The sequence below is a fragment of the Alkalicoccobacillus gibsonii genome (assembly GCF_016798245.1).
Taxonomy (GTDB): domain Bacteria; phylum Bacillota; class Bacilli; order Bacillales; family Bacillaceae_D; genus Alkalicoccobacillus; species Alkalicoccobacillus gibsonii.
Genome location: NZ_JAEUZA010000001.1, coordinates 611,926 through 636,109 on the forward strand (window position 1 = coordinate 611,926; position 24,184 = coordinate 636,109).

The window sequence follows — 24,184 nt, forward strand, 5'->3', positions numbered from 1 at the left end:
TCAGCCATTATGGTTTCATTGTTTGTTGATCAGTTTGAAAATAAGAGTACGGAAATTCCGTTTGTCGGATCGTCACAGGCCATAACGTGTCGAGTGTTTTGCCTTGACGGCTTAAAAGTGACATCGAATGTTTGTTTAGCTGATACCAATCGGCTGTTTGCAGGCCGCCTTTGCCTTGTTCCATACTCGCGCCCCCCTTCACTGGCGTACACTTAGTATGGGTTATCTCACTAGAGATATTACAGGCAATACCTGCATTGTATAGAATGAAATGACCACAATTAGGAGGAAAAAGTATGGGTTCAAAAAAAGAAGTTCTTTCCACTGTTAAAATTCAAAAAGCCCCAGACGTATATAAAATGGTCGATTCATTGAATCGAACATTAAAGGATCGCGATTTACTTTTCGGTCTCGCATTGGACGAGGAGAACGAAGAGAAAATGGTGTTTACGATTTATAAAACGTAAGGAGGCAACACCATGAAAAAATGGATAATTACGAGTTGTGTAGGGCTTGTCATTTTAGTCTTAGCACTTTTTATTTACGCATATACAACCGTTCGCGCACCGCTCGCAGATGGGTATGATATGGCCAAGGAGAAAGTATTAAATGAAGATTTACTTCAATCGGTTCGTGACGTATCCTACTATCACGGGGAAGATGCTTTTTATGTAGTTTATGGAACGGATCAAGATGGGGATCAAGCGATCGCTTGGGTTTCACAGGATGAAGAAAACGACTCCGTCACTGTATTTAAAGAATCCGACGGTATTTCTATAGAAGATGCATCAAGCTTAACAGAATCTGCAGTGAATCCTTCTGCCATCCAATCCATCAAATTAGGTAAAGAAGGCAATACTCCCTTATATGAAGTGAAGTATCGTACAGAATCGAACCAGCAAGGATATTATTATGTGGCATTTCAGGATGGCTCGTTTATCAAACGGTTTAGTTTAAATAATGACTAACACTTGAATGTCGAACGTAGTCAACTTATAGTAAAAGAGGACACGAGAGGAGAGGGAATCATGAAATTAGCAAAAAGAGTAGATGCACTTACACCATCAAGCACTTTAGCCATTACAGCCAAAGCAAAAGAATTAAAAGCACAAGGGCATGATGTAATTGGTCTTGGCGCAGGAGAGCCTGATTTTAATACACCACAATACATTATAGATGCGGCGGTTAAGTCAATGGAGGAGGGACATACAAAGTATACCCCTGCTGCAGGACTTCCTTCTCTAAAAAAAGCAGTAATTGATAAACTGAGTCAAGATCAAAAGCTTGAGTATTCAGCAGACCAAATCTTTGTAGGGACAGGTGCTAAGCATGTTCTATATACACTGTTTCAGGCTTTATTAGATGAGGGAGATGAAGTAATCATTCCAACTCCTTATTGGGTAAGCTATCCGGAGCAAGTGAAATTAGCATCAGGAGAACCTGTTTATGTGACAGGTCATGAGGAGTCTGGATTTAAGTTAACACCTGAACAGTTGGATTCAGCCATTACGTCAAAAACACGTGCACTAATCCTGAATTCACCGAGTAACCCGACTGGAGCGATGTACTCTAAAGAGGAACTTCAAGCGCTTGGTGAGGTTGCCTTAAAGCATAATCTTCTCATCGTATCAGATGAAATTTATGAGAAATTGATTTATGATGGAGCCACACATACATCGATTGCAGAAGTGAGCCCAGAGCTTAAAGCACAAACAATCATAATTAATGGTGTATCCAAGTCTCATTCCATGACTGGCTGGAGAATCGGCTATGCTGCGGGCGATGCAACACTTATTAAAGCAATGACGAATTTAGCTAGTCATAGTACATCAAATCCAACAACAAGTGCTCAGTATGGTGCAATTGCAGCCTATAGCGAGGATGATGGATCAGTTGAAACCATGCGACAAGCATTTGAAGAGCGTTTAAATGCCGCGTATGAAAAGCTCATTCAAATTCCTGGTGTAACCTGCGTTAAACCAAAGGGAGCTTTTTATCTCTTCCCAAATGTTCGTAAGACGGTTGAAGCATGCGGATACACAGATGTTGATGCGTGGGTTGAAGCATTACTTGAAGAAGAAAAAGTAGCGCTTGTTCCTGGATCAGGCTTTGGTGCTCCGGATAATGTTCGTTTGTCCTATGCTACATCACTTGATCAATTTTTAGCGGCACTTGAGCGAATTGAGCGATTTGTTCAAACGAAAACAAAAGGATAACATCCTTTTGTTTTCCTACATAGAAAGTAACTAGATATCGGAGGATATAAAATGAAAACAACCATTTCGAAAATTGGAGCGTACGCAGATCAAGAAGTAACTATCGGTGCGTGGTTAGCAAATAAACGTTCAAGTGGAAAGATTGCCTTTCTACAGCTTCGTGACGGAATTGGATTTATTCAAGGCGTTGTTGTTAAAGCTGATGTTGGAGAAGATTTATTTGCGCAAGCAAAAAATATAACACAAGAAAGCGCTTTGTATGTTACGGGTACAGTTCGTGCGGAGGAACGATCTCCATCAGGATATGAATTAACGGTTACAGGATTTACTGTAATAAGTGAGTCTAAAGATTATCCAATTACACCTAAAAAACATGGAACGGATTTCTTAATGGATCACCGCCATTTATGGTTGCGTTCAAAACGTCAACAGGCAGTGATGAAAATCCGTGATCAAATCATACACGCAACATACGAGTTCTTTCACGAGCATGGTTTCTCTAAGCTCGATTCACCAATCCTAACAGGAAGCTCTCCTGAGGGGACATCTGAATTATTCGCGACAAAGTATTTTGATGAGGATGCATATCTGTCTCAAAGTGGTCAATTGTATGCAGAAGCAGGTGCAATGGCTCTAGGAAGAGTTTTTACATTTGGTCCTACCTTCCGAGCGGAGAAGTCTAAAACGCGTCGCCATTTAATAGAGTTTTGGATGATCGAGCCGGAGATGGCTTTTGTTGAATTTGATGAAAACCTAGAGTGGCAAGAGAGATATGTGTCTCATTTAGCTGCTTCAGTGCTTGAGAACAATCAAATCGAGTTAAAAACACTTGGAAGAGATTTATCTAAGCTTGAAGCGATTCAAGCTCCATTCCCACGTATTACGTATGACGAAGCACTTAAGCTTTTACACGAAAAAGGCTTTGATGATATTAGTTGGGGAGACGATTTTGGTTCCCCACATGAAACAGCTATCGCTGAGCATTATGATAAGCCTGTATTTATCACACATTATCCAACATCGTTAAAACCATTCTATATGCAGCCTGATCCAAATCGTGATGATGTTGTATTATGTGCAGATTTAATTGCTCCAGAAGGGTACGGAGAGGTCATTGGTGGTTCTGAACGTATCCATGATTATGATCTACTGAAACAGCGTATTGCTGAGCATAACCTATCTGAGGAAACATACGAATGGTATTTAGATCTTCGTAAATATGGGTCTGTGCCGCATTCTGGTTTTGGTCTTGGCTTAGAGCGTACAGTTGCCTGGTTGTCAGGGGTAGAGCATGTTCGTGAAACCATCCCATTCCCTCGTTTATTAAATCGTTTATACCCTTAATGTGAAAAGCATAGAGGTCGGTGGTAACTCTTACCGATCTCTTTTTTTCATTTTGTTTATGGTCAAGCCCGTTCCACTCCATGTTATAATAGCTTGTGAGGTGTTGAAAGATGAACAAAAATCAGTTTGCTAAATGGATGGCGCAAAAGCAAGTAACCATCCCAGCTTTATTACTTGAAAACTATACCGTACTCGGTTTAAACGAACAGGAGCTTATCGCGCTTCTTCATATACAATCATTTTTAGATCAAGGGGAACGGTTTGTTACCCCGATGCAGTTAAGTGAACGAATGACACTTAGTCATGAGGACTGTACAAAGCTATTAAGTAAATTAATCCGGTCTCAAATGCTTTCACTTGAGAAGAACTCAGACGAATCTGGAATGTTTTATGAAACGTACTCATTGGAGCCTTTATGGCTGAGATTGATTGAGTGTTTAGAAGCAGAAAATCAACGTACAAATGAAAATCAGTCCATAGAACTCGAAGGTAAGCTATATAAGCAAGTAGAACAAGAATTCGGAAGACCCTTATCACCAATTGAAGGTGAGACGTTGTCAATGTGGATTGATCAAGACAAGCATCAACCTGAATTAATTTTCGCTGCGCTAAAAGAGGCAGTCATTTCCGGTAAGTTAAACTTCAGATACATTGATCGTATTCTATTTGAATGGAAGAAAAATGGCATCCGGACGCCAGAGCAAGCTCGAACCCATAGTGAAAAATTTAGAAATCATACTCAGACAAGAAAGCCTGCAAAAGAAGTGGTTCAAACCAATTCCGTTCCTGGGTTCAACTGGCTGGAGCAATAAAAGGAGAAGCATTTGCATGTTAAGTAAAAAAGCAACGATACATGCCATCGATGTGATGGGTGAACTTTTTCCCGAAGCAGAATGCGAATTAGTTCACAAGAACCCGTTTGAATTATTAATTGCGGTTGTGTTATCAGCCCAATGTACTGATGAACTTGTTAACCGAGTGACACCGGCCCTCTTTGAGAAATATCAAACGCCAGCTGATTACGTAAATGTACCTGTTGAAGAACTTGAAAAGGATATCCGATCCATTGGATTATTTCGAAGCAAAGCTAAAAACATCCAAAAGCTTTCACAGTCATTAATTAATCAATACGGTGGAGAGGTCCCGAAAACAAGAGATGAGTTAGTTGGACTCGCAGGTGTTGGACGCAAAACGGCAAATGTTGTAACGTCCGTTGCATTTGGTGTACCAGCAATCGCAGTGGATACGCATGTGGAACGCGTAAGTAAACGACTAGGGATCTGTCGCTGGAAAGACAATGTAAAAGTTGTAGAAGAAACGTTGATGAAGAAGCTACCAGAAGAGGTATGGTCTGATGCACATCATCGAATGATCTTTTTTGGTCGTTACCATTGCAAAGCCCAATCACCTAAATGCTCCACCTGTCCATTACTCGATGAGTGTCGCGAGGGTAAAAAGCGAATGAAAGAGAGGCTAACCAAAGCATGACACAGGTTCCTGAAGCATTTTGTCGTTCTCCGTTTTATGAGCAACATTCAAAGATAAACTGTGACTCTTTTAAACGGGGTGAAAATAATCAGTGGCCTCTTTTCTATTTTGATATGAACATATGTGATCAAGCCCATGCCTGGAGTAGGGACGTGTATCTTCCGCAATTATTTACACGTTGGTATGAGCTTGATCACGTGCTATCTATTTATCATGAAGAGGAAGATAAAGCGAAGGTGGCAAGCGTAACCCCAGAGTATACAGCCTTGCTACTCGAAGCGCTGTTCTGGATTAATCATCAACTTGTGCCTACACTTATACATATTGAAGACAACATTAAAGAATTAACCTATACACCGCCAAACAGTCGCGAGCGGATCGAATTTGTTTTGCTGGCACCTCATCGGTATCGTAGTTTTGTTCAAATGAAATCATTTATGGAAGAGCTTGAGAAGTTATATGCTCGAGTAAAAATACTTGAAGCAAAAAGCACAAATTGAAAGGGGCTACCTTTTAAATGCAGACATCTGAGATTCAGTGGACGGATAGCGAACAGAAACGATTTAATGTGATTACACAGAAACAATCAAACAAACGATTTCAGATAGCTTTTTGTGGTCATTTTTCAGCTGGGAAATCAACACTACTCAATGAATTTATAGGTTCAGCGGTATTACCTACAAGCCCTATTCCAACTAGCGCAAATATCATATCGATTCAGTACGGTGATTTAGGAGTCGTCGTTAAATCAAGAGAAACACATGAGCAAAAGTGGGAAGGTCATATCCCGTGGGAAAAAGTAGCCGAATGGGGAAGAGATGGCGTCTCTATAGAAGAGGTAGCAATCTACGCTCCTCTTACTTTTCTTCAGAATGATGCTGCTGTATTTGATACACCTGGAGTAGACTCTACAGATCCTACACATCAGTCGATTACAATGGAAGCGCTATATTCGATGGATATGATTGTATATGTGATGGACTATAATCATGTACAATCTGAAACAAACCTATATTTCTTAAAGCAATTAAGTCAAGAAAAGAAGCCACTTTACATCGTGATTAATCAAGTAGATAAGCATGATGACTCGGAGCTTACATTTGAAACCTTTCAAACAAGTGTTAAAACGGTTTTTGATCAATGGAAGATTCAAACATCAAGAATTTTTTACACAACAATGAAAAAAAGAAATCATCCGCTTAATCAATTCACGGAGCTAGAACGTGAGCTTAAATCGATATTATATCAAGGTAGACAGTTAGCTGAGCATTCAGTTACTCGTCTTAAGCAAGGATTTTACTTAAGTCAGGCTGCTAGGGCCCATGAAGAGGGAGAAGCAGAGACTGAAGTAGTCATTTCAGCTATGCAAGAAAAGGGATTTCAAGAATCTGATCTTGAACGACAAGAAGAATTGACCCGTCAAAAAGCATGGCTTCAAACGGCAAATAAACAATTCATCGAAGAGTATGAATCGAAGTGGGAGCCTTTATTTAAGCAAGTAACGATCTTTCCTGCTACGACAACCGATCTAGTCAGAGAGTGGTTAGAAGCAATGGACCCTTCGTTTAAAATGGGACTATTATTTTCTAAAAAGAAAACGGAGCAGGAGAGGGAGCGTCGACTTGAGGCGTTAATCCAAGAAGCTCAGGATAAGGTAAATAGTCAGCTTACCTTTCATTTACAACAATTGTTCGAAGAAGTGGATCGCTCAAAACTTCGTCATAAAGATAAGGTCGATGAGGCCATCCAGTCATTCACATATGAGATCACTCCAGAATTCTTTCTCTCCCATGTGAAGACAGGTCCAAAAAATAGAGAATATGTGTATACATTTACTAAAGAACGGACGGCTGCCATCGTGCGCGATGTCAGAGAAAGGGCTAGACAATTAATTGAACTAATGGCGAACGAGCAACAAGAGTATTGGCATCATGAGCTAAACGAAGTAGAGAAAGAATTAAGCCGTCTTAAACAAGTAGAAACATTCGCATATAAAGTGCATACAATTAAAGCCGAAACGGCTCTATTAATTGAAAAGTGTGAGCAAGAGGCCGCACAATTCGATGATGCAGGACTACTTGAACGAAAGATCGATGAAGCAAAAAATATTGGAATACCAGATCAATCTGAGGAGCAGATTGTATGGACTGATGTAAACGAGGGGCCACAATGGCTAGAAACATCCGAAGAAGATCCATTGGAGTTAACGGTCTCGTCCACTAGCTATGATGCTAGCTGGTTGGAGCACGTTAAAGAGGCTATTGCACCTTATCATCAGACGAAGGCGTTACAATATGAGAGAACTCAATTACGGTTGCGGATTGAGCGTGCGCAAAAGCAGTCCTTTGTCATTTCTCTTTTTGGTGCGTTCAGCGCAGGCAAATCCAGTTTCGCAAATGCCATATTAGGGGACGCTGTGTTACCTGTTTCACCTCACCCGACAACAGCCACGGTCAGTACGGTTAAGCAATCCGATGCAGAGCATCCAGATGGTACCGCAACCGTTCAAGTGAAATCAAGAGAAGAGCTGACTGAAGAGATACGTATGGTTGCCTCAAAACTTGATGTGGACTTAACAGTTGAAACGATATCAAGTTGGGTTCAAATGGATATGAAACAATTAACGAGCTGGCAAAAAACATATGCAGAATATTTGAACGTTCTAAAGAAAAGCTTAGCTCAAACAAATTGGACATTAGGTGAAATGTTTTCCGTTAGTCACAATGAGTTAGCTGAGCTTGTAGCTGATGAGAGCTATGCTAGTTTACTACATTCCGTCACCGTTTTTCACGATTGTGAATTCACGAAAAAAGGACTTGTTCTAGTTGATACGCCTGGTGTAAATTCAATCCACGGTCGACACACCAATGTAGCGTTTAATCAATTAAGACAATCAGATGCTATTTTTTATGTGACGTATTATAATCATGCTTTTTCAAAATCGGACCAACTCTTTTTAGAACAAATGGGTAAGATTAATGAATCCTTTCAAACAGATAAATTGTATTTCATTGTGAATGCAGCTGATTTAGCAAGTAGTGAACGTGAGTTAAATGGTGTAAAGCAGCACGTATCTTCTCAATTACAAACACTTGGGATCCAAGAGCCGAGACTTTATGCCGCATCAAGTAAGCAAGGCTTAAAAGCAAAGCTCGAACAAGCAGATTTGGAGACTGACTTTTCTCGATTTGAAGCGTATTTTTACCAGCAAATTGTTCAAGAATTACAATCCTTAAGCTATCGCTTACTTGAAGAGGAAGTAGATCGTTATCTTAAGAAAGTAAAAGAGAGCATCCAATTTGCTCGTTCTGAAAAATCACAACAAATTCAAATGAAACAAAAGCTGGCTACTGATATTGCACTCTGGAAACAAGAGATTGATGACTCTTCAGTGCAATCGATCCAAAATAAAATAAAGCAGGAAGCCATGCAATTATTTTTATATTTACGAGATCGTGTAGGGTATAGGCTGAGAGATGAATTCTCAGAATATATAAATGTTGCAACTATTCGAGGACGAAATCGTAAAGAAAAAAGACAGGTTCTGAAACAAATGATCACAGAATGGAGCCAAGAAGCTTCTTATTTTCTAGAACAAGAAACAAATGCGACTCATATGCGTCTTACTGTGGCGATGACAAAAGCGGCTTCTAAATGGTTAAAGGAATGGGAAGTACAATTGCAGCAAAAGCGACCAAGTTTTTATGTAGGGGAGTCGCTTGAGGACTTTGATCCATCCTTTAAAAAGCCCGAGTTCACTTTGCAAGTGAACCCAGAACAATACGTATCGATCTATACAACAGATAAAGCTTTTTTCGAGGGTCAGCAAATTCGAAATCTCAAAGAACAGCTATTAAAAGAGGCTTCTGCGGCTGCCTCTACACTGTTACTTGCTGAAGAAGAGATAACAGCAAATCAACTTGGTTTAATCCTTACACAAGAGGAAAACAATATTAAGAAGCTATTAAAAGAAGCATTAGATCGAGAATTAAGCCAACTAGATGCTTTAACGAATGAAAAGGAAATTGTTTCGCTTGAAGCGGAGTATCAAGAGGTTCAATCAAAAGCAGTCGGATCTCTAGGGTTGTAGTTATTCGACCATAACAAAAAAACGGTGAATTTCCTTTAAGGAGATCCACCGTTTTTCATTTTATTATTGATTACTCATCTGTTTCATCATCAGATGGGGTATCTGGTTCAGGCTCAGACGGGGTTTCATCTTCACCGCCTCCGGTGTCATCATTTCCTCCACCGTCTTGGTTCCCATTCCCGTTTCCGGAATCGCCACCACCATTGTTGCCATTTCCGTTATCGTTACCGTTACCATTACCATTGTCGTTTCCGTTTCCATTGCCATTGCCATTGCCATTGCCATTCCCGTTTCCACCGGATCCATCTTCATTATCTCCAGGAGTATTTTCAGGTGCATCTTCTCCGTTATCACCGTTGTTCTCATCTGGATTACCTTCATTGTTTTCGTCCGGTGTATCCTCAGGCTGATCTTCTTCCTCAGGTGGTTCTTCTTCAACCGGCTCTTCTTCCTCTTCCTCATCTTCTTCCGTGCCAGCCACTGTTACACTTGTTGTTGCTGGGCTACTACGTAAGCTTGAGTCTTCAGTTGATACAGCTGTTACTGAAATTTGATACGTTGTACCAGGTTCAACAGCTGAGAAGATCGCTTGTTGATTAGAACCCACTTCAATCGATTGACCACTTCCTCCGTCGGCTGTTACTTGAACATCAAACGTTACATCAACATCCGAATCTGGGTAGTTCCAAGTAGCAATGATTTGATCAGCTGCTTCTTCGTAAGAGGCTTGAAGGCCAGTTGGGCTTGGAATCTCTTCAATTTCTTCTTCTTCCTCTTCTTCATATGTTTCTGATTCCTGAGTCGGCTCAGCACCACGAACGAATAGTTCAGTGACAATCTCACTTTGAGGTGTGCCAGAGCTAGGTAGCTTTTCCGTTCCTCGCTCTACGCGGCGCTCAATAACCGAATCAGGTTTAACGAAGTCAGGGTTTTCAATTCCTGTTGAAACGTCTTGCATGACTGCTTTAAAGATATTTTGCGCAATTTGGTTTTCGTTATTATCACGATTAATGTAATATCCCTTGCTATTATCTCGGAAACCTGTCCAAACAGCGGCAGTATAATTCGTGGAATATCCTGCAAACCAGGAGTCAGGTGAGCCGCTACTCGGGATATTATATTTATCTCTTTGATCTTTCGTAAAGTTTGTTGTTCCTGTTTTACCAGCAACCGGAACACCAGGGACGTTTGCAATTTGACCAGTTCCTGAAGAAACAACAGTTTTTAACATATCGGTAATCATGTAGGCTGTGTAATCTTCCATTGCTTTTACTGATTCAGGTTCAAGGTTAATCTCACGGTCATCAGCAAAAACAATTTTGCGAATGGTATGTGGTTCAGTAAATGTACCACCGTTACCAAATGCAGCGTATGCACCAGCCATGTCTTTTGTTGAGACTCCAGTATTAAATCCACCTAAAGCATAAGCTTCAGTAAAAGAGTCGTCATTGTCTAGAGTAAGTAATTGTTTTGCAAAAGGTTCAGCGCGATCAAGGCCAACTTCTTGTAGGGCTTTCACGGCTGGGACGTTCTGTGAACTTGAAAGTGCTTGTCGCATTGACATCGCGCCACGATAAGTTCCACCGTAATTTCCAAATTCTTTCCCATCTGAATACGTGTGAGGTTCATCCACTAATATATGAGCAGTTGACCATTGCAGATATTCAATTGCAGGACCATAATCCAAAATAGGCTTAATTGTTGAGCCAGGCTGACGAGTAATATCCGTCGCGTAGTTAAAATCATTCCGGTTATCAGATTGTTGTCGTCCACTACCAATGGCTTTAATTTGGCCAGTTTTTGTATCAATCAATGTAACCCCAGCCTGAAAGTCTGGGTTGTCCGGATAGTTCGTAATGTATTCATCGCTTTCAAGTACATTTTCAACATGCTTTTGAGCAGATTGGTCAAGGCTTGTGTATACTTTTAATCCTGAATTGTAAATATCATTTACAGTAAACTCATCATTCTCTTCAAGCTCTTTTAAAATTTCACTATAGTACGCGGCATATGGAGAAGTCGTTTCCGCTTCTTGATAGTTAATTTGATCTTCAATCGGTGTATTTCTTGCTTCTTCTGCTTCTTCAGCTGTAATCTTTCCTTGTTCTTCCATTAATCCGATAATTAAATTCCGTCTCGATTCTGCATTATCAGGATTTTGAATTGGATCGTAATAAGATGGGCGACGAGGAATTCCAGCAAGTAGGGCAGAGTCAGCAATCGTTAATTCTTCAAGAGGTTTATCAAAATAAGATTCTGCTGCAATCTTTACTCCGTAGCCAGCACGGCCTAGATAAACCTGATTTAAATACATCGTTAAAATTTGTTCTTTTGAATACTGTTGTTCAAGTTTAATAGCCAAATATTGTTCTTGTACTTTACGAGTTAATGCTTTTTCTTGGTTTAGAAATAAGTTCTTAACCAATTGTTGAGTGATCGTACTTGCACCCTCAGCACCAAAGCCTTCTGTAATATTCGCACGGACAGCACCAGCAAGGCGACGTAAATCAATCCCAAAGTGATCGTAGAAACGCATGTCCTCAACTGAAATGATCGCGTCCTTAAGGGAGTCAGGTAATTCATCATAAGATGCGTTGATTCGACGTTCCCCGGTATCAAGGAGTGAGACAAGCTCATCGTCCTGGTCATAAATTTGAATGGGTTGTGCAAGCATTAATTTTTCTTCATCTAGGTCAGGTGCGCCTGCGATGATGACGCCAGCCGTAACACCGCCAGCAATAATTGCAACAGCTAGTAAGACAACAAGTGTCATAAATATTTTCTTAAATAAGCCTCGTTTTGGTTTACCGCTAGACTTCTTTTTATTATTAGCAGACTCTTGCATTCGAGCCTGCCTGCGACCCTGTCTTGTATTTTGATCAGACATAAATGGTTCTTCCTTTCATTTGTTAAGTATTTAAAAGTAAACCTCTCGTACGATACGCAGATAATCAAGACGGGGAGCTATGCCGAGAGGGACCTTCGTGCCTAACGACTCAATCTCCTGCTTGGGAATCGATTTACGATTTATTTGATCTTCATATCGAGTAATTAAATGTATCGCATCCACTAAGTACACTTCATCAGTGTGTGAAAAACGTAATAAAACAAAACAAATACCTTTTTGTGCGAGAACTTGCTTCATATGAGTAATTTGATGCAGGTGAAAATTCTGAAGAGGGAAGGACGTTTTATTTTTCGTTTCCTTTGCTTCAAAATCAATGTAATGCCCGTTATATACGCCATTGTAATCGGTTGTAGACGCTTGTTTAAAGTAAGCCTCCTTAATGACTGCAGCACTTCGTTTAGGATAATGTACATCGACGATTTGAACAGGGGTAGGTTTCTTATGAATAACAGCGATACCAGATTCTACATAAAAGGCATTTGACTGATTAATATCATCTTCTAGTGTCATGCCGCGGTTACTGTATGTATTAATTCGATTAGCATTCTTAGGTTTCGTTAATTTCGTTTGACTAGTTACAAATTTCTTTCCATTTGGGTAACGGATTGCCATGCCGTAATCACCCTTCCCAAGCATCTATAGTATGTTTTCACCTAAAAGCGTAGAACCTATGCCAAAAAGGCTCAAACCGTATCATACCACATTCAAAAGCGAAGTGTGTGTAATGAAAACATAAGTTCGTGAAAAATTAAGAAATGGAGAGAATACACATTGAATGATCAACCACAGCGACAATCTTCAATTCTTGAAACGATTCATAAACAACTGAAGATCTTTAACATGGATAATCTTACACGGACAAGCTATTATGAACGCTACTATGATCAGAACCCTGAGATTAGATGGGCGCTCCTTGCGGGTATTGTTTCAAGGAACGCAGGCTGGAACATGACGGATTTAGCAAACGAATGGTTCCGTACTCTTTTAAATGAAGAAGATCGTCATAAGCTGTTTGCTATCTACGAGGCAAGCAATTGGACGATTTTTCAAGATGCTTGTCCACAGTTAATGATCTACGAACAATCAAAAAGGCAGGGCAGACCACTTTTTTATTTATTAAAGGAATTTGGAGTATCGAGCTTTATCATTAATGAATGGAAAACGTTTTGGGAAAAGCATAGCGAAGAGAGATTGTGTACAGCATTGATTATTAATGAACAATTTGTTCTTGAAGAAGCGGTGCTGCAAAAGCCTTTATTCAAGCAAGTCATTTCAAAAAAACCTTTCTTCCATTTGGAACAGCATACACATCTTAGTTATGTGTTATTACCAAGTATAGATGGGTGTCTATATACATTGTACGTTCGACCCTTTCAGAAGGTTTCAAATCGCATCAATCTAGGAAAACAATTAGCCTTTATATTGTTTCATCCAGATACGTATCCATCCATTCGTTCATTTATGATTCACCATCCGCATACAGGCTCAAGACACGATTATGATAAGCTAATGAGCTGGTCTCCTCGTGTAGAAAGTTTTCCATTGCGCCTTGTATATCCAGTGGTTACTCATCAATTAATGAAAAGAAAAGACTGGTCAGCTAAGCATACAAATGTTGCGAGTTACTTTAAACCTGTAAAGCCATGGAAGCCAGTTACTAGAGACCAATGGGTTCAGCATAAATGGATGATGATTTATCTAGCAAAGACGCTTAAAAAGTGGATGATCTAAAAAATGAAAAGAAACAAGCCACATTCGATAGATGAAGTGGCTTGTTTTACAACTACTCAGCCGGTTTATTTGGTCCGCCAAGCTTTTTGTCTGTTATAGAGGCGCGGTTTGCAGTGTTTTTCTCTTGCTTGTCCGTTGGTCTAGTCGTATTTTGTTTTGATTTCACGATTACATCTCTCCTTTCATTAACATATCGTTAGTATGGCAAGCGACATGTAAAACATGTAGAAAAAGTCGAATGAAACATGAGATCTACTATGTTTGCCGAATGAAAACTAGTTTTGTCAGTCAGGAAGGTTTAAGGAAGGGAGAGAGAGAATGAAGAGGACAAGTGCCGATGATCGGCTAGATCGTGAATTTAAAAGGAGGAAGGCAGATGGACGGATACATTAAAACGAAGGATATTTCAGAGAGATTAGGTGTGAACCCTACAACTGTGCAACGGTGGACAAAGTTTTTTAACATTCCGTGTGAACAGAATGAACTCGGCCACTATTTTTATACTGAGGAACAAGTCTCTGTACTAAGTGGGATTAATCAAGAATTAAAAGCAGGAAAAAAAATGAAAGACATTCAGATTGATGTTAGTCAGTTGAAATCTGATTCAGAATCTCATCGCCCGGTCAAACGTGCTGTCCCGTCTGCTGAATACGAAGAAAAATTGCAGGAAATGATGACGCATATTCAAGACATTGAGCAGAAGCTGACACAAAAAGCGGATGAGGTTGTTAGTTATCAACTATTAAAGCATCGCTCAGAAATTGATGAAATGTCAGCCATGCTCAAGCGACTTGAGAACCGCCTCATTCGTATGGAAGCGAAGCAATCGAATGAGGAAGACACACTACCTATGGCATCCGGGGGGACAAGCAGAAAAGGATGGAAAACGTTCCTTCATTTCTTTTCCTTTTAGAAAACGAGTTCCTTTGCTACACTTGTAGCTGGAGGGATCATATTGGACGATCATACATTAAAACATTTAACTGAACTTAACCAACGCTTACTTGAAATGAATCAATTTGCAGAGGCTCTTTATCTTAATGAAGTGAGAACGGAGTCCTATTCGGTTGACTTTTTTGGAATGGTTAAACCTTTTGCTGATGAAGTGACAGAAAAAACAGAGCAATGGTTACCCCTTGCAATAAAACGGGTGCAAGAAAAAGAACCAAAAGATCTTCATGAAAACCAGCTGACACAAACGGTTGATAACTTTGAAGTGGTTGCCATTAAATCGTTTTATCCGGAAACAAGCCGAAAAAAACAAATTGAAACGTTTAAAGCTGTAGAATACGTATTAAAACAAGTACAAGAACTACTATAAAAAAAGACGCGCACATTCCAAGTGATGGAGTGTACGCGTTTTTTATCATCATTATCCATTATCTCGAACACAGTAAAACATCATAAGTGCAAGTGTAGCAAAAGAGAGTATTGCGAGTACAGTTACAAATGTGCCCATTGTTTCAGCTTCAGCAGCTGCTTCTGATACAGCGTTAACCGCTTTCATTGGTATGAGTGTAAGTAGAAGTGCAACACATGCCATCCAGATCGTTTTCATCCGCACACCTTATCCCTCCATTTCTTTGTCTCTTCATAGTATATAAAAAGAATGATCTGTAAAGCAATGAGAATTCAAGCTAATTTAATAAGTTATACAAACTATCAGACTGTTACTTATCAAACCCTTATTAGTGTGTTAAAATAGTCATATTTAAATGAATCGCGTGAAAAATTAGACCAGTCACTGTCAGTAACTTTACGGGCAAGCGAAGAAAGGATTTATAACATGAGTTCCGTTCATCTAGAAGATATCATGATTGCGCATCAACGTATTAAAGATGTTGTGACGCATACACCCTTACAGTTAGATCAGGTTCTATCAGAACGGTATAACTGTAATGTGTACCTTAAGCGAGAAGATTTACAAGTTGTGCGATCTTTTAAAATTAGAGGCGCTTTCTATCAAATTTCCAGCTTGTCACATGACGAATTAAGCAAGGGAGTTGTTTGTGCAAGCGCAGGAAATCATGCACAGGGTGTCGCTTATTCCTGCCAGGCTCTAAAGATTAAAGGAACGATCTTTATGCCAACCACCACGCCAAGACAAAAGGTCGATCAAGTAAACTTTTTTGGCAAAGAATATGTTGATGTTGTTTTAGTAGGAGATACATTTGATGACTCTTACAATGAAGCGATGGTTTATTGCGAGGAACATGACATGTCTTTTATCCATCCATTTAACCAAGAGAAAATCATTGCTGGACAAGGGACAGTGGGGATGGAGATTTTAAATGATACTGAATGTCCAATTGACTACATCTTCTCATCCATTGGTGGTGGAGGATTAATCAGTGGGGTAAGTACATATATAAAAAGCGTTAGTCCAAGCACGAAGATGATTGGTTGTGAACCGCTTGGTGCAGCCTCAATGAAAGAATCCTTAAAACAAGGACAAGTAGTTGAGCTTGAGCACATTGATAAATTTGTCGACGGTGCCGCGGTAAAACGTGTGGGCGATTTGGCATTTGAAATTTGTAAAGAAACGCTAGATGACATTATTTTAGTGCCTGAAGGAAAAATCTGTACGACCATTCTTGAATTATACAACCAAAATGCAATTGTGGCAGAGCCTGCTGGTGCGATGCCTATTGCTGCTCTTGATTTTTACCGAGAACAGATTAAAGGGAAAACCGTTGTGTGTGTTGTTAGTGGTGGGAATAATGATATTGGAAGAATGGAAGAAATGCGAGAGCGATCATTGATATATGAAGGATTACAGCATTACTTCATGATTCAATTTCCACAAAGAGCAGGTGCCTTGCGAGAATTTATACAAGAGGTACTTGGGCCTGAGGATGATATTACACGCTTTGAATACACCAAAAAGAATAATCGTTCAAATGGACCGGTACTAATCGGTATAGAACTTGCTTATAACAAAGATTATGGTCGTTTAATTGATCGACTAAAAGAAAAGAATTTTGACTATCAAGAAATTAATAAGGATGAGAATTTGTTTCACCTTTTAATTTAAATAGGTTTATGAAAGAGGCTGAGACAACACTAAAAATCAACGAGAAAATGGTGAATGGTTCTACTATTGAATCATTCGCCATTTGTGTTTTCTGTTTTTTTTGTAAGACGAGCGGAAGGAGAACCCGACACTCCTGTGGGAAAGTACGCGGTGAAGACACTGAAGCGGTGATTTTCCGCGGAAGTGGCTGAGGCCGTACCCACGGAAAGGGAGGGATTCTCCTGCAGCGGTTATCATGCACGTTCATGTTTTGCTATCTACATTAAAGTTATGTCCCGGCCTCTTTATGGTAAGAGGCTTCATTTGGGGTTCAACTTGACACATGCTATACTGAGAGGAAACGGCAACAAAGGAGTTTGGTAGGATGCGTTTAGAAAACAAAAAGATCGTAGCAGTTGTAGATGAAGAGTTTGAAGACCTGGAATTATGGTACCCCATTTTACGTTTGCAAGAAGAGGGAGCTACTGTTGATTTAGTTGGAGAAAAAGCAGATCATACGTATACAGGAAAATATGGTGTCCCTGCTACAACTAAGTTCTCATATGATCAAGTGGAGGCAGCAAATTATGATGCGATCCTCGTGCCAGGTGGCTGGGCGCCAGATAAGTTAAGACGGTTTCCTAAATTACTTCAAATTGTCCGAGAAATGGATCAAGACCAAAAAGCCATTGGTCAAATCTGTCATGCAGGTTGGGTTCTAATTTCTGCCGGTATCTTGAAGGGTAGAAAGGTGACAAGCACACCTGGGATTAAGGATGATATGGAAAATGCAGGAGCCACATGGTTTGATGAGGCAGTTGTTATTGATGGCCATCTAATCTCAAGTCGTCGCCCGCCTGATTTACCGCCTTATGCGAAAGCATTTGCCGACTACGTAGCAAAAAATTAATAAATGAAAGTGGAGAATACGGATCATGGAGTTTCATTTTCTTGGTACCGGAGCGGGGGTTCCCTCGCTCCAACGAAATGTAAGTAGTTTAGCGATTCGTTTTTTGCAGGAAAAAGGCGTTCAATGGTTATTTGATTGTGGAGAAGCGACACAGCATCAAATGATGAAGTCAGCCATCTCACCTTCAAAAATTGATCGAGTCTTTATCACTCATTTGCATGGTGATCATATTTACGGACTGCCTGGTTTTCTTGGAACACGTTCCTTTCAAGGTGCTACAAGTCCTTTAACTGTATACGGTCCTGCTGGCCTTGAGTCATTTATTAAAACCGCTTTAACCGTATCAGGTACGTATCTCAGATATGATCTAGACATCATTGAAATATATGATGGCCAAACAATTGATGCGGGGTTTGCAACAGTTTCAGTTTGTGGATTGAAGCATACGATTGAAAGCTATGGTTTTCGAATTGAAGAGAAAGATAAAGCTGGTGAGTTGGACGTAGGTAAGCTGCAAGCGTTACAGGTTCCACCAGGTCCTATCTATCAAAAGATTAAACTTGGCCAAACGGTTATGCTTGAAGATGGTCGCTCGATTGATGGGACTGAATTTATTGGACCTACACGTAAAGGTCGGGTCGTTGTTATTGCAGGAGATACGCAACCAACGGATGCTATGGTGGAATTTGCAAACGATGCTGATGTGTTAGTACATGAAGCTACCTTTCGAAGTGGATTAGAGGAGAACGCACATGAATTTGGGCATTCCACGATTCAAGATGCGGCTAGTGTGGCAACTCGTTCGAATATACGTCAACTGATTTTAACGCATATTAGTTCCCGTTATTTAAACGAAGAAGAAGCATTTACTGAAGAAGCTATCACTAGTTTTAAACAAACATGGATTGCAACTGACTTATCCATATTCCATTTAGAACGAATCCACAGGTGATGAATGTAAGCTTGTAGGAGGAATAAGAATGATTGAACGTAGTATAGAAGAAATCACACGCTGCATTGAGAGCAAAGAAGATGTCATTGTATTCATTCAAACGCCTTTATGCGGAACATGTAAGTACGTGTCAAATATGCTTCAAATTCTTGAAGAATCATATGAACAGCTGACAATCAACCAACTTAATATTAATCAATATCCCGCTTTTGCACAAATGTGGCAGATTAAGAGCGTTCCTTGCTTGCTTGTATTTCAGAAGGGGCTTGGCGTAAAGAGGCAATATTCGTTCCCATCCATTGCGGATGTATACAACATGCTTAAGCCCTATATTTTAATACAAACAACTAATAATTAAAGGAGAGTGACAGCATGTCGATGCATTATGATGAATATATGAAACAAGTCGTTATACCAATGAGAAAAGAACTAACGGAAAATGGATTTAAAGAGCTTCTTACAGACGAAGATGTTGAATCGTATATGGAGAAAGCGGAAGGTACAACACTTGTTGTAATTAACTCAGTTTGTGGGTGTGCAGCAGGACTAGCGCGTCCATCTGCCGTCACATCCCTTTTACACGATCATACACCGGATCACTTGGTTACAGTATTTGCTGGACAAGATCGAGAGGCAACTGCAAAAATGCGCTCTTACCTAACAGATGTTCCACCTTCGTCGCCATCTATGGCTTTACTTAAAGGGAAAGAATTAGTTCACTTCATTCCTAGAGAACAGATTGAAGGACAGGAGCCTGAAACAATTATTCGTAATTTAGCCCTTGCTTATAATGAGCATTGTCAAGAGGCTTAATCATGAAGCAAGCTCCAACCTTTTCATTAAAACACGCGTTAACAAATGAGGAATACTCATTATCATCCTACTTGGGCAAGTCCGTCATGCTGACGTTTTGGACAAGCTGGTGTCCAGATTCAAGAGTGGATCTTGCTCTTAAGCAAAGACTTTATCAATCAATGGATCATTCTAAACTTGAGATGCTTATGATTAATGTAACAGGAAGAGAACGAATTGAACATGTAGGTGATTTTGTGAAGGAGCAGGGATACACATTTCCCGTTTTGCTTGATGATGGACGAATCGTTTATGATCAATTTGAATGTGCAGGTGTTCCAACAACAGTACTTATCGATGCAAGTGGCCAAATTATAGCTACTTTAGGAGAACAAGCGACATTTCAAGATGTAACAAATGGACTTGCTACCTTACTTAAATAAAAAACCATTAAAAAAGCGGCAAATGATTCAATTCATTGAATCATTTGCCGTTTGTGTTTTCTTAATCAATTGGATTAGCTCGAGCTCAAAGGCTTGTCCTTAAATAAGCGAGATTTATGGACGTACCCCATAAAAGATGACTGTACCAAGCTGCTTTAAGTTAGGGTAAGCACTTTGGCGATAAAGCTCAACAACATGCTCGCGGTTATAAGGAACGCGGTTTAAATGAAAGCGATGCCTACCTTCCTCTACATCTACAACAAGGTACGATGCAAGTGGATGACCGTCAAATGGAAGGCCAACACTACCTGTATTAACAACACTTTTTCCATGTAATGAACGAACATAAGGAATATGCGTATGTCCATAGATATAAATATCAGCTTCGTCTTTTTGCATGATCTCATTTTCAATAGCTTCAGTGTCATCGACATTTACCACATCGTATAAACTCGAAGGTGTAGCATGAAATGCATGAATGATCGAATCAAGTTCATCTAGAACTAGCTCTATAGGAAGGTTCTTTAAGTATGTGAGATCTTCTTCGGACAAACGCTGTAATGTCCAGTTTCGTTCTTCGTTTAATAGTTCTTTAACTTCCTCAGGGAAATCGCCATCGCGGAATCCATCTGTTAACCATTCATCGGCGTTTCCTTTGATCACTTCTGCATTGTTTAATCCTTGGATTAATTCAAGAACGCGTTTGGGCTCTGGTCCTCTAAAGCAGAGGTCACCCAGTATGTAGATCTTATCAATTTCTTGTTGATTCAATTCATTTAAAACGGCCTCAAGCGCGGTCGCGTTTCCATGAATATCTGATAAAAAAGCAAGTCTCATTGTATTACCTCCTTTTTTTTATAGTGTAACAGAGTTTCCAAAAAAAAGCGTGTACAAACCTGTAGCCTAAGGGGCTTCATTGTTCCATCTCAACAAAATATGTTAAAATCAGGCTGTATAGCGTGTAGAAGGAGGAAGCAATCATGAAAATTATTTCAATCGAACCAACACCTAGTCCAAATACGATGAAGTTAATTGTAAGTGAGCATTTGAAGGGTGGGTCAAAAAATACATACAACAAATCAAATTACGAGGATGCACCTGAGGTCATTAAAGAAATGTTTAAAATAGAAGGGGTAAAATCTGTCTATCATGTCGCTGATTTCCTTGCGATTGATCGTCACCCAAAAGTTGATTGGAAAACGATCTTACCTAAAGTGCGAGAAGTTTTCGGAGAAGAGGGAAAAGCTGATTCCGATCAACAAGCTTCACTTGATGGGTTTGGTGAAGTAACAGTCCAACTTCAATTGTTTAAAGGAATTCCGATGCAAATTAAATTAACGGATGGAGAACAAGAAGTAAGACAAGGACTACCTGATCGTTTTGCACAGGCAGTAGCTACTGCTCAAAAGCCTGAGGATAATGTAGTTATGGAGAGAAAATGGCAGGATCATGGTGTTCGCTACGGTGACTTACAAACCATTGCTACCGATGTTGCAGATGAAGTATCTGCTGCTTATTCAGATAAACGGTTAGATGCACTCGTTAAGCAAGCGACATCAACTGATGAAGCTGGGTCAACAGCCTTTTTAGACCGTTATAAAGTAACACTTGAGATGCTGGATGTAGAAGATTGGCGCGAACGCTATGCTGCGCTTGACCAAATGGATCCAAAGCCATCAGATCTACCAGTACTTGAAAAAGCTTTGCGAGATGAAAAAGCGTCGATTCGCAGATTAGCGGTTGTTTATATTGGAATGCTAGAAGAGGAAGAGATTTTGCCTTACTTAGTAGAAGCACTGAACGACCCATCGATTACAGTGAGACGGACAGCAGGAGACTGTGTATCTGATTTAGGTGACCCGGCTGCCACTCCGGCAATGATCGAGTCCCTTCAAGATAAAAGTAAGCTTGTTCGTTGGAGAGCAGCGATGTTTTTATACGAAGAAGGGGATGAAACAGCAATTGAGGCATTAAAAAAAGCTGAATCTGACCCTGAATTTGAAGTAGCTCTTCAAGCAAAAATGGCCTTGGAGCGAATCGAAGGCGGCGAAGAGGCAAAAGGCTCCGTATGGAAACAAATGACGGAAGCGCGTAATCAATAGGAGGAAGAAACATGTCTACAGAAGAGAAGCTATTAAAGGAATTTGAAGAGAAACAAATGACAGACCTGATCGAAATGATGGAAGATGCTAAATCTGGTCATTTAAAGGAAGTGGAGCTCGTTGAATCCATTGGACTGCTTTACGATCAGGAATTAAATCAACTGCTACTTACCTGGTTAAAAGAACAAGGAGTTGAATTGATTTACGTCACAGATGATGAAGAGGACGAAGAGTAATGCGTGAGGAACCCACACAGCGACTTTCAAAACAGTCCATTACGATTTGGCGAATTCAACGTAGCTTGGAAGGGATCATTCTCGTTCTTTTGCCAATTATTTATGGTGTGGTCTTGCAATATTTAGATTGGCCAGTTTGGATTTTGACGATACTTATTGCGGTTCTAGTTCTATATTGTATCGCCTTTATCTTTATCTGGCCTCCTATTCAATGGAGACGATTTCGTTATCAAGTCCTTGATCAAGAAATTGATATTGTACAAGGTGTGCTTATTGTCAGGCGTACGCTCATTCCGATGACTCGCATTCAGCATGTAGAAACGGAACAGGGCCCGATTTTGAGACGCTATAAGATGGCTTCTGTAGAAATTCAGACCGCAGCGACAACGCATCGTATTCCTGTACTGCCAATCGAAGAAGCTGATCAATTACGTGACCAAATTGCGCGGTTAGCGGCGGTGGCAATCGATGAATAACGTAAAGCGACTTCATCCTTCAGCGATGCTTATTTCTTTTCTCGCCGCAGCGAAAAGCTCGATCATACCGATCATTGGAACAGTTGTAATAGGATTTGCAAATTCAAACCCTTTTTTAAAGTATGTCTGGATCGCTATTATAGCCTTTTCATTACTGAGCTCTTTTTTAAGTTGGGTAACGTTCTATTATAAGTTAGAAAACGGAGAACTCTACATTCAAAAAGGAATTTTTGTAAAAAAGAAACGTTATATTCAACGGCAGCGCGTCCAAAGTATCGATGTGAAAGCAGGCGTTCTGCAACGAGTATTTGGAATGGTTGGCGTGGATATTGAAACAGCTGGAGGAACGTCTGAAGCAGAGGCTCACTTAAGCGCTATTACAAGAGAAGAAGCAGAAGTGATTCGAAAAGAATTGTTAGGTAAAGCGACAAGTCGCTTACATTCAAACGATGAGCTTGAAGGTTCTGAAGAAACGGAAGAGAAACAGACGGAAGTAGCAGGTCCCGAACTCACCTGGAAATTAGGGACGGAAAGGCTCATTGCGGCAGCTCTAACATCGAGTGGGGTCGGACTAATTTTCTCGGCAGTAGGTGCGTTATTCACTCAATTTTATCAATTCATTCCGAATGTATGGTTAGATGAATCGTTTGGATTTGTGACTAGTGCAGGGTTATCAACCATCTTAGCCATTACAGGTATTGTTTTTTTGGGTTTGCTTGTCTCTTGGGCCATATCCAGTGTAATTACGATTATAAAGTATGGTGGATTTCAGATTGAGCATTATGGTACAGAACTTGTTATTACAAGAGGACTACTTGAGAAGCGCCAATTGACGTTACAAGTCAATCGAATTACAAGTGTGCGACTTGTACGTAACCTCTTGCGCCAGCCACTTGGTTTTGTGTCTGTCTATGTTGAAAGTGCAGGCGGAGGATCTAAGGATGAACAAGCATCCACATTACTCATTCCATTACTCAAAGCCTCTGAGCTTCAAGAAATTCTGGCAGATATTTTACCAGACTATTCATTTGAACGTGTGTATCATCCGCTACCGATTCGAGCGCTATGGAAGATGATGATTCAAGCGTTCATTGTACCAGCAGTTGTCACTGGAATCGTTTCTTATTTTTTCTTTCCTTATGGATTATTTGGGCTGCTTTTGCTAGGAATCACCATACCATTTGCTTGGCTTACATATAAAGCAGGTGGATCAGGTGCAGGTGCTGATTATATGTGGCTAAGGTATCGCGAAATCAGTTTAATTGAAGTGATTGCACCAAGGTGGAAAGTGCAATCAGCTGAGAAACGAGTGTCCGTGATACAGAAACTTCAAGGCCTGTCTACATTTCAAGTTACTGTCCAATCAAGTTTGTCAGGAAAATCGTTTAATTTAGGTAACATGACCCATTCACAAGCAGATCAACTGCTTGATTGGTATTCTTATTCAACCAAAAAGGATGAGCACTAGGCTCATCCTTTTTGT

Annotated in this window: 27 protein-coding genes; 21 read left to right on the forward strand and 6 right to left on the reverse strand. The window is 40.1% G+C overall.

Annotated elements, in window-relative coordinates; genetic code table 11:
- Positions 1–7 precede the first annotated feature (7 nt).
- A complete protein-coding gene (locus JNO66_RS03365; protein WP_203086784.1) occupies positions 8–184 on the reverse strand; it encodes a hypothetical protein in 177 nt (58 codons plus the stop codon).
- 112 nt (positions 185–296) lie between these two features.
- On the opposite strand from JNO66_RS03365, the gene JNO66_RS03370 reads away from it, so the two are divergent.
- The 8 genes from JNO66_RS03370 (at position 297) to JNO66_RS03405 (ending at position 9,138) form a co-directional block, all read left to right on the forward strand.
- Positions 297–467: a YpmA family protein gene (locus JNO66_RS03370; protein WP_203086785.1), complete on the forward strand. Its 171-nt coding sequence runs from the start codon at positions 297–299 to the stop codon at positions 465–467.
- A gap of 12 nt (positions 468–479) precedes the next feature.
- On the forward strand, positions 480–968 hold the full coding sequence (locus JNO66_RS03375; protein ID WP_203086786.1) for a cell wall elongation regulator TseB-like domain-containing protein: 489 nt from the start codon (positions 480–482) through the stop codon (positions 966–968).
- Between the two features lie 60 nt (positions 969–1,028).
- The gene (locus tag JNO66_RS03380; protein WP_203086787.1) at positions 1,029–2,216 is read left to right on the forward strand and encodes a pyridoxal phosphate-dependent aminotransferase; all 1,188 of its coding nucleotides are present in this window, start codon (positions 1,029–1,031) and stop codon (positions 2,214–2,216) included.
- A 51-nt stretch (positions 2,217–2,267) separates the two neighbouring features.
- A complete protein-coding gene (gene asnS / locus JNO66_RS03385; protein ID WP_203086788.1) occupies positions 2,268–3,560 on the forward strand; it encodes an asparagine--tRNA ligase in 1,293 nt (430 codons plus the stop codon).
- A 110-nt stretch (positions 3,561–3,670) separates the two neighbouring features.
- On the forward strand, positions 3,671–4,372 hold the full coding sequence (locus JNO66_RS03390; protein WP_203086789.1) for a DnaD domain-containing protein: 702 nt from the start codon (positions 3,671–3,673) through the stop codon (positions 4,370–4,372).
- Positions 4,373–4,388: 16 nt separating this feature from the next.
- Positions 4,389–5,048, forward strand: coding sequence for an endonuclease III (nth, locus tag JNO66_RS03395; RefSeq protein WP_203086790.1), 660 nt, complete (start codon positions 4,389–4,391; stop codon positions 5,046–5,048).
- A 113-nt stretch (positions 5,049–5,161) separates the two neighbouring features.
- Positions 5,162–5,548 (forward strand): YpoC family protein, encoded by a 387-nt coding sequence (locus JNO66_RS03400; RefSeq protein WP_210340755.1) that lies wholly within the window; start codon positions 5,162–5,164, stop codon positions 5,546–5,548.
- A 17-nt stretch (positions 5,549–5,565) separates the two neighbouring features.
- Positions 5,566–9,138: a dynamin family protein gene (locus JNO66_RS03405; RefSeq protein WP_203086792.1), complete on the forward strand. Its 3,573-nt coding sequence runs from the start codon at positions 5,566–5,568 to the stop codon at positions 9,136–9,138.
- A 70-nt stretch (positions 9,139–9,208) separates the two neighbouring features.
- Here JNO66_RS03405 and JNO66_RS03410 read toward each other — a convergent pair whose 3' ends face one another.
- A complete protein-coding gene (locus JNO66_RS03410; RefSeq protein ID WP_203086793.1) occupies positions 9,209–12,025 on the reverse strand; it encodes a PBP1A family penicillin-binding protein in 2,817 nt (938 codons plus the stop codon).
- Between the two features lie 30 nt (positions 12,026–12,055).
- Positions 12,056–12,658, reverse strand: coding sequence for a Holliday junction resolvase RecU (recU, locus tag JNO66_RS03415; RefSeq protein ID WP_203086794.1), 603 nt, complete (start codon positions 12,656–12,658; stop codon positions 12,056–12,058).
- A 159-nt stretch (positions 12,659–12,817) separates the two neighbouring features.
- Between recU and JNO66_RS03420 the strand changes: the two genes are divergently transcribed.
- Positions 12,818–13,777, forward strand: a complete 960-nt coding sequence (locus JNO66_RS03420) for a DUF2515 family protein (protein ID WP_203086795.1) — start codon at positions 12,818–12,820, stop codon at positions 13,775–13,777.
- A 52-nt stretch (positions 13,778–13,829) separates the two neighbouring features.
- Here the strand turns inward: JNO66_RS03420 and JNO66_RS03425 are convergent, their stop codons facing one another.
- On the reverse strand, positions 13,830–13,943 hold the full coding sequence (locus tag JNO66_RS03425) for a spore protein (RefSeq protein ID WP_210340756.1): 114 nt from the start codon (positions 13,941–13,943) through the stop codon (positions 13,830–13,832).
- A gap of 210 nt (positions 13,944–14,153) precedes the next feature.
- Between JNO66_RS03425 and racA the strand changes: the two genes are divergently transcribed.
- The gene (gene racA, locus JNO66_RS03430) at positions 14,154–14,690 is read left to right on the forward strand and encodes a chromosome-anchoring protein RacA (protein WP_203086796.1); all 537 of its coding nucleotides are present in this window, start codon (positions 14,154–14,156) and stop codon (positions 14,688–14,690) included.
- 42 nt (positions 14,691–14,732) lie between these two features.
- Positions 14,733–15,098 (forward strand): YppE family protein, encoded by a 366-nt coding sequence (locus JNO66_RS03435; protein ID WP_246483154.1) that lies wholly within the window; start codon positions 14,733–14,735, stop codon positions 15,096–15,098.
- A 51-nt stretch (positions 15,099–15,149) separates the two neighbouring features.
- Here the strand turns inward: JNO66_RS03435 and JNO66_RS03440 are convergent, their stop codons facing one another.
- Complete coding sequence (locus tag JNO66_RS03440) at positions 15,150–15,341, reverse strand: hypothetical protein (RefSeq protein WP_373367149.1); 192 nt, start codon at positions 15,339–15,341, stop codon at positions 15,150–15,152.
- Positions 15,342–15,563: 222 nt separating this feature from the next.
- Here JNO66_RS03440 and ilvA point away from each other — a divergent pair, with 222 nt between their 5' ends.
- The 6 genes from ilvA to JNO66_RS03470 all read left to right on the forward strand — a co-directional run bounded on the left by ilvA (position 15,564) and on the right by JNO66_RS03470 (position 19,887).
- The gene (gene ilvA / locus JNO66_RS03445) at positions 15,564–16,811 is read left to right on the forward strand and encodes a threonine ammonia-lyase IlvA (RefSeq protein WP_203086797.1); all 1,248 of its coding nucleotides are present in this window, start codon (positions 15,564–15,566) and stop codon (positions 16,809–16,811) included.
- Between the two features lie 364 nt (positions 16,812–17,175).
- Entirely contained in the window at positions 17,176–17,700 is a 525-nt protein-coding gene (locus JNO66_RS03450; RefSeq protein ID WP_203086798.1) for a type 1 glutamine amidotransferase domain-containing protein, read from the forward strand.
- A 25-nt stretch (positions 17,701–17,725) separates the two neighbouring features.
- Entirely contained in the window at positions 17,726–18,652 is a 927-nt protein-coding gene (rnz, locus tag JNO66_RS03455) for a ribonuclease Z (RefSeq protein WP_203086799.1), read from the forward strand.
- A 28-nt stretch (positions 18,653–18,680) separates the two neighbouring features.
- A complete protein-coding gene (locus tag JNO66_RS03460; protein ID WP_203086800.1) occupies positions 18,681–19,010 on the forward strand; it encodes a thioredoxin family protein in 330 nt (109 codons plus the stop codon).
- 14 nt (positions 19,011–19,024) lie between these two features.
- Positions 19,025–19,465, forward strand: coding sequence for a BrxA/BrxB family bacilliredoxin (locus JNO66_RS03465; RefSeq protein WP_203086801.1), 441 nt, complete (start codon positions 19,025–19,027; stop codon positions 19,463–19,465).
- Between the two features lie 2 nt (positions 19,466–19,467).
- Positions 19,468–19,887 carry a TlpA disulfide reductase family protein gene (locus JNO66_RS03470; protein ID WP_203086802.1) on the forward strand — a complete coding sequence of 140 codons (420 nt, stop codon included), beginning with the start codon at positions 19,468–19,470 and terminating at the stop codon, positions 19,885–19,887.
- Positions 19,888–20,001: 114 nt separating this feature from the next.
- On the opposite strand, the gene JNO66_RS03475 is transcribed toward JNO66_RS03470, so the two are convergent.
- Entirely contained in the window at positions 20,002–20,724 is a 723-nt protein-coding gene (locus JNO66_RS03475) for a metallophosphoesterase family protein (protein WP_203086803.1), read from the reverse strand.
- A 143-nt stretch (positions 20,725–20,867) separates the two neighbouring features.
- Between JNO66_RS03475 and JNO66_RS03480 the strand changes: the two genes are divergently transcribed.
- From JNO66_RS03480 to JNO66_RS03495, 4 genes are read left to right on the forward strand one after another with little or no spacing between them, the layout of a single operon-like run.
- Positions 20,868–21,989 carry a conserved virulence factor C family protein gene (locus tag JNO66_RS03480; protein WP_203086804.1) on the forward strand — a complete coding sequence of 374 codons (1,122 nt, stop codon included), beginning with the start codon at positions 20,868–20,870 and terminating at the stop codon, positions 21,987–21,989.
- A gap of 11 nt (positions 21,990–22,000) precedes the next feature.
- Positions 22,001–22,225, forward strand: a complete 225-nt coding sequence (locus tag JNO66_RS03485) for a hypothetical protein (RefSeq protein WP_203086805.1) — start codon at positions 22,001–22,003, stop codon at positions 22,223–22,225.
- Entirely contained in the window at positions 22,225–22,701 is a 477-nt protein-coding gene (locus JNO66_RS03490) for a PH domain-containing protein (protein WP_203086806.1), read from the forward strand. Before JNO66_RS03485 ends, JNO66_RS03490 begins: the two co-directional genes overlap by 1 nt.
- Entirely contained in the window at positions 22,694–24,169 is a 1,476-nt protein-coding gene (locus JNO66_RS03495) for a PH domain-containing protein (protein WP_203086807.1), read from the forward strand. The genes JNO66_RS03490 and JNO66_RS03495 overlap by 8 nt, the downstream gene beginning before the upstream one ends.
- Positions 24,170–24,184: the final 15 nt, after the last annotated feature.

Coding starts and splice junctions, on each gene's coding strand:
- JNO66_RS03365 (WP_203086784.1), bottom strand. CDS start 184: ATGGAACAAGGCAAAGGCGGCCTGCAAACAGCCGATTGGTATCAGCTA.
- JNO66_RS03370 (WP_203086785.1), top strand. CDS start 297: ATGGGTTCAAAAAAAGAAGTTCTTTCCACTGTTAAAATTCAAAAAGCC.
- JNO66_RS03375 (WP_203086786.1), top strand. CDS start 480: ATGAAAAAATGGATAATTACGAGTTGTGTAGGGCTTGTCATTTTAGTC.
- JNO66_RS03380 (WP_203086787.1), top strand. CDS start 1,029: ATGAAATTAGCAAAAAGAGTAGATGCACTTACACCATCAAGCACTTTA.
- asnS (WP_203086788.1), top strand. CDS start 2,268: ATGAAAACAACCATTTCGAAAATTGGAGCGTACGCAGATCAAGAAGTA.
- JNO66_RS03390 (WP_203086789.1), top strand. CDS start 3,671: ATGAACAAAAATCAGTTTGCTAAATGGATGGCGCAAAAGCAAGTAACC.
- nth (WP_203086790.1), top strand. CDS start 4,389: ATGTTAAGTAAAAAAGCAACGATACATGCCATCGATGTGATGGGTGAA.
- JNO66_RS03400 (WP_210340755.1), top strand. CDS start 5,162: ATGAACATATGTGATCAAGCCCATGCCTGGAGTAGGGACGTGTATCTT.
- JNO66_RS03405 (WP_203086792.1), top strand. CDS start 5,566: ATGCAGACATCTGAGATTCAGTGGACGGATAGCGAACAGAAACGATTT.
- JNO66_RS03410 (WP_203086793.1), bottom strand. CDS start 12,025: ATGTCTGATCAAAATACAAGACAGGGTCGCAGGCAGGCTCGAATGCAA.
- recU (WP_203086794.1), bottom strand. CDS start 12,658: ATGGCAATCCGTTACCCAAATGGAAAGAAATTTGTAACTAGTCAAACG.
- racA (WP_203086796.1), top strand. CDS start 14,154: ATGGACGGATACATTAAAACGAAGGATATTTCAGAGAGATTAGGTGTG.
- ilvA (WP_203086797.1), top strand. CDS start 15,564: ATGAGTTCCGTTCATCTAGAAGATATCATGATTGCGCATCAACGTATT.
- JNO66_RS03450 (WP_203086798.1), top strand. CDS start 17,176: ATGCGTTTAGAAAACAAAAAGATCGTAGCAGTTGTAGATGAAGAGTTT.
- rnz (WP_203086799.1), top strand. CDS start 17,726: ATGGAGTTTCATTTTCTTGGTACCGGAGCGGGGGTTCCCTCGCTCCAA.
- JNO66_RS03460 (WP_203086800.1), top strand. CDS start 18,681: ATGATTGAACGTAGTATAGAAGAAATCACACGCTGCATTGAGAGCAAA.
- JNO66_RS03465 (WP_203086801.1), top strand. CDS start 19,025: ATGTCGATGCATTATGATGAATATATGAAACAAGTCGTTATACCAATG.
- JNO66_RS03470 (WP_203086802.1), top strand. CDS start 19,468: ATGAAGCAAGCTCCAACCTTTTCATTAAAACACGCGTTAACAAATGAG.
- JNO66_RS03475 (WP_203086803.1), bottom strand. CDS start 20,724: ATGAGACTTGCTTTTTTATCAGATATTCATGGAAACGCGACCGCGCTT.
- JNO66_RS03480 (WP_203086804.1), top strand. CDS start 20,868: ATGAAAATTATTTCAATCGAACCAACACCTAGTCCAAATACGATGAAG.
- JNO66_RS03485 (WP_203086805.1), top strand. CDS start 22,001: ATGTCTACAGAAGAGAAGCTATTAAAGGAATTTGAAGAGAAACAAATG.
- JNO66_RS03490 (WP_203086806.1), top strand. CDS start 22,225: ATGCGTGAGGAACCCACACAGCGACTTTCAAAACAGTCCATTACGATT.
- JNO66_RS03495 (WP_203086807.1), top strand. CDS start 22,694: ATGAATAACGTAAAGCGACTTCATCCTTCAGCGATGCTTATTTCTTTT.